This window comes from Phenylobacterium sp., from assembly GCF_030693625.1.
Taxonomy (GTDB): Bacteria; Pseudomonadota; Alphaproteobacteria; order Caulobacterales; family Caulobacteraceae; genus Phenylobacterium; species Phenylobacterium ferrooxidans.
In genome coordinates this window covers 1-3692 of the sequence record NZ_JAUYAF010000044.1, presented here as the reverse complement: position 1 = coordinate 3692, position 3692 = coordinate 1, and the positions used below count along the sequence as shown (strand labels likewise).

At 69.6% G+C, this 3692-nt stretch carries 3 protein-coding genes; all 3 read left to right on the top strand.

Annotation, left to right across the window (positions count from 1 at the left end; translation table 11 throughout):
* Nucleotides 1-225: 225 nt before the first annotated feature.
* Nucleotides 226-864, top strand: a complete 639-nt coding sequence (locus tag Q8N10_RS09580) for a DsbA family protein (RefSeq protein ID WP_304779714.1) — start codon at nucleotides 226-228, stop codon at nucleotides 862-864.
* Nucleotides 865-866: 2 nt separating this feature from the next.
* Nucleotides 867-2045: an NAD(P)/FAD-dependent oxidoreductase gene (locus tag Q8N10_RS09575; RefSeq protein ID WP_304779711.1), complete on the top strand. Its 1179-nt coding sequence runs from the start codon at nucleotides 867-869 to the stop codon at nucleotides 2043-2045.
* Between the two features lie 136 nt (nucleotides 2046-2181).
* Nucleotides 2182-3339 (top strand): pentapeptide repeat-containing protein, encoded by a 1158-nt coding sequence (locus Q8N10_RS09570; protein WP_304779708.1) that lies wholly within the window; start codon nucleotides 2182-2184, stop codon nucleotides 3337-3339.
* Nucleotides 3340-3692 lie beyond the last annotated feature (353 nt).

The window sequence follows — 3692 nt, the reverse complement described above, 5'->3', positions numbered from 1 at the left end:
CAGCTCGTCGCACGAGGCAAGCCCGCAAAGCTCGTCGTCGTCGCCGTCATGAGAAAACTCATCGAGGCCGCAAACCTCGTCCTCAGCCGGCAACAGCCCTGGATTAGACAACCCACTTAACATGGTTGCTCATCCGACCGGCCACCTTCTCCCGCAAGGGGAGAAGGATCGGGCCGCACAAACCCCCTCACGACGCCCCCGCCCCTGGTGTTACACTCAGCCACCATGCAGACCCCGCACCTGATCTACTTCGCCGACGCCATGTGCTCGTGGTGCTACGGCTTCTCGCCGGTGATCGCCGACATTCGCAGGACCTTCGGCCGCACCCTGCCCATCCAGTTGATCATGGGGGGCCTGCGTCCGGGGACCGACACGCCCATGACCGACAAGGCCAAGACCGAGCTCGCGGGCCACTGGACCCACGTCACCGAGGCCTCGGGCTTGCCCTTCGACCCCGCCGTGCTGGACACCCCGGGCTTCCTCTATGACACCGACCCGGCGGCCCGCGCCGTGGTCTTCGTGCGCCGCCATGACACCGAGCTGGCCCTGACCTTCCTCGCTGACCTGCAGGCCGCCTTCTACGCCCAGAACCGCAACATCGCCGATCCGGAGGTCCTGGCCGCCCTGATCACCGAGCGCGAGATGGACGGCCAGCGCTTCCTCGACATCTTCGACAGCGACGACCTCAAGCACGAGACCTGGCGCGACTACGGGACCTCGCAGCAGGCCGGCGTCACCGGCTTCCCGACCCTGATCGCCGGCCCCATGGAGACCGGCGCCTATGCCGTCGTCACCCGAGGTTACCAGTCGGGCGAGACTGTGATCCCGACCCTGGAAGCCTGGCTCTCCGGCCCGCTCAACTAGCCATGCAGAGCTTCGACGTGGTGGTGGTGGGCGCCGGCGCCGCCGGGATGATGTGCGCCATCGAGGCGGGCAAGCGCGGCCGCTCGGTCCTGGTGATCGATCACGCCAAGGCGGCCGGCGAGAAGATCCGCATCTCCGGCGGCGGCCGCTGCAACTTCACCAATCTGGGCGCCAGCCCGAACAACTTCATCTCCGCCAACCCCCGCTTCGCCAGGGGACCGCTGCGCCGCTACCGGCCGCGCGACTTCATCGAGCTGGTGGACCGCTACGGTATCGCCTGGCACGAAAAGACCCTGGGCCAGCTGTTCTGCGACGACAGCGCCAAGGACATCATCGCGATGCTGCTGGCGGAGATGAAGGCCGCCCGTGTCCAGCTGCGGCTGGCCACCGCCGTCGCCAAGGTGACCCGGACCGCGACCGGCTTCGAGCTCGCCCTGCCCGGCGGCGTGGTGTCCTGCGCGTCCCTGGTCGTGGCCACCGGCGGCAAGTCGATCCCCAAGATGGGCGCCACCGGCTGGGGCTACGAGATCGCCGCCCAATTCGGCCTGCCCACGGTCGAGACCCGCCCCGCCCTGGTCCCCCTGACCTTCGAGGTCGGCGCCCTGGAGCGGCTGAAGCCCCTGGCCGGCGTGGCGGTCGACGCCGTGGTCGCCTGCGGCAAGACCAGGTTCGCCGAGGCCATGCTCTTCACCCATCGCGGCCTGTCGGGCCCCGCCATCCTGCAGATCTCGTCCTATTGGCGCGAGGGCCAGGAGATCACGGTCGCCATGGCGCCTGGCGTCGACCTGATGGCGGCCATGAAGCTCGCCAAGACCACCCGCGGCCGCCAGGCTGTCGCCACCGTGCTCGCCGACCATCTCCCCAAGCGCCTGGCCCAGATGATCGCCGAGGACGAGGGCGCGCTCGGCAACATCGCCGACCTGCCCGACAAGGTGCTGACCCGCGTGGACGCCGCGGTGAACCATTGGACCGTCAAGCCGGTAGGCTCGGAAGGCTATCGCACCGCCGAGGTCACCCTGGGGGGCGTCGACACCCAGGCGCTGGACCCCGCAACCCTGCAGGCCCTTGCGGTTCCCGGCCTCTATTTCATCGGTGAGGTGGTCGACGTCTCCGGCTGGTTGGGCGGGTACAACTTCCAATGGGCCTGGTCCTCGGGATGGTGCGCGGGCCAGGCGGCATAAGGCCCCAAGCTTGACCATACTGCGTCAATCCGTCCCACGGTCTTCACCAAGTCCTGTTCAGTTTTTTTCATCTTCTGCCCGCAACGTGCGGTTTCATCACGAACGGCCCGAATGGCCGAACGCGCGTGGGGTCTGGGTGCAGAAAGCCGTCGAACCATTCACCCAGGCCGAGCTGGTGGGCCACGTCCTCAGCCATGAGAAGTTCCTGGCCGGCAGCCCCGGCGGGCGTCGGATGATCCTGCCCATGGTCGATCTCACCGGCCTGGCCATGCCCCGCCGCAACCTCGCCGACGCCGACCTCAGCGGCGCCAGCATGCGCGGCTGCGACCTCTCCGGGACCATCCTCGACCGCGCCATGCTGTTTGGCAGCGACCTGCGCGGGTCCAACCTCGTCGGCGCCAGCCTCAGCCGCGCCGACCTGCGCGGCGCCGTGCTGTGCGGCGCCGACCTCTCCGACGCGGACCTGACCGACGCCGACTTCCGCCCCGGCCAGATCGCCGCCCACTCGGCCCTCGGCTTCGTGGCGGTCTCCCAGCGCCAACGCGCCGGCATGCCCGACGGCATCTCCAGCCGCATCCGCGCCGATGTGAACACCGCCTTCGCCACCGACTTCTCCGACGCCACCCTGCGCGGCGCCAAGATGAACGGCGCCAAGATGAAGTCCGCCAACTTTACCAGCGCCCTGCTGGAGGAGGCCGACTTCACCAGCGCCAATCTGGAGAACGCCGACTTCACCAACGCCGTGCTGTCGGGCGCCCAGCTCATGGGCTCCACCACCCACGACGCCATCATGGACCGCGTGGTTCACGCCCCCACCTCCGACGCGCTCGCCAGGCGCCCGGCCCTGCTGGAGGCCCTGGCCGGCCACCAGGTCTGGTGCCTCACCCACGGCAAGCAGGGCTCAGCCGCCCAGGTCGAAGGGGCCGATCTCCGCGTCGTCGGCGACGCCCTGGCCGCTGGCCAGCTCACCGGCCTTCAGGCCCCCGGCGCCTGTTTCGTGCGCCTCAATCTGGAGGGCGCCTTCCTGCAGGCGGCCAATCTGGAGGGCGCCGACCTGCGCGGGGCCAACCTGCGGGGCGCGGACCTGCGCGGCGCCCGCCTGACCGGCGCCAACCTCGCCCGCGCCGACCTGCGCGGGGCGATCCTGACCCACATGGAGATCGGCGGCCGCACCACCGCCACCGACCTTACCGGCGCCCGCTTCAGCTACGCCGACTGCCGCGGCGCCCAGCTCTCGCCGGGCCAGCTTGACCTGGCCGACGCGGCTGAGGCGCGGTTCGACAAGGCGGCTTAGGCACGCGTCCTTCTCCCCTTGCAGGAGAAGGTGGCCCTGCGGAGCAGGGTCGGATGAGGGGTCGCGCTCGGCTCTCAGCACAACAATCCCGTCATCCCGGACGGCCGACAGGCCGATCCGGGACCCAGGGGCCCAGCGCACCGCCCCTGGGTCCCGGCTCTCCGCTCCGCTGCGGCCGGGATGACGATGTGGATTTACCGGACAGGCCTATCGACCCCTTGTCTGTTGGGGTGGTGCTAGATTGTGGCTGTCTTCCGGGACGTCCGCCTGGCGTTGGCGCGCCAGGCGGACTGTCGGTGGAGGGACCGCTAACCCCTGAGCTATTGAGCTGAGGATGAGCAGGGTCGCCACTG

Excerpts from the sequence above, each read along its gene's own strand:
- Q8N10_RS09580 (WP_304779714.1), top strand. The coding sequence starts at position 226 with ATGCAGACCCCGCACCTGATCTACTTCGCCGACGCCATGTGCTCGTGG.
- Q8N10_RS09575 (WP_304779711.1), top strand. The coding sequence starts at position 867 with ATGCAGAGCTTCGACGTGGTGGTGGTGGGCGCCGGCGCCGCCGGGATG.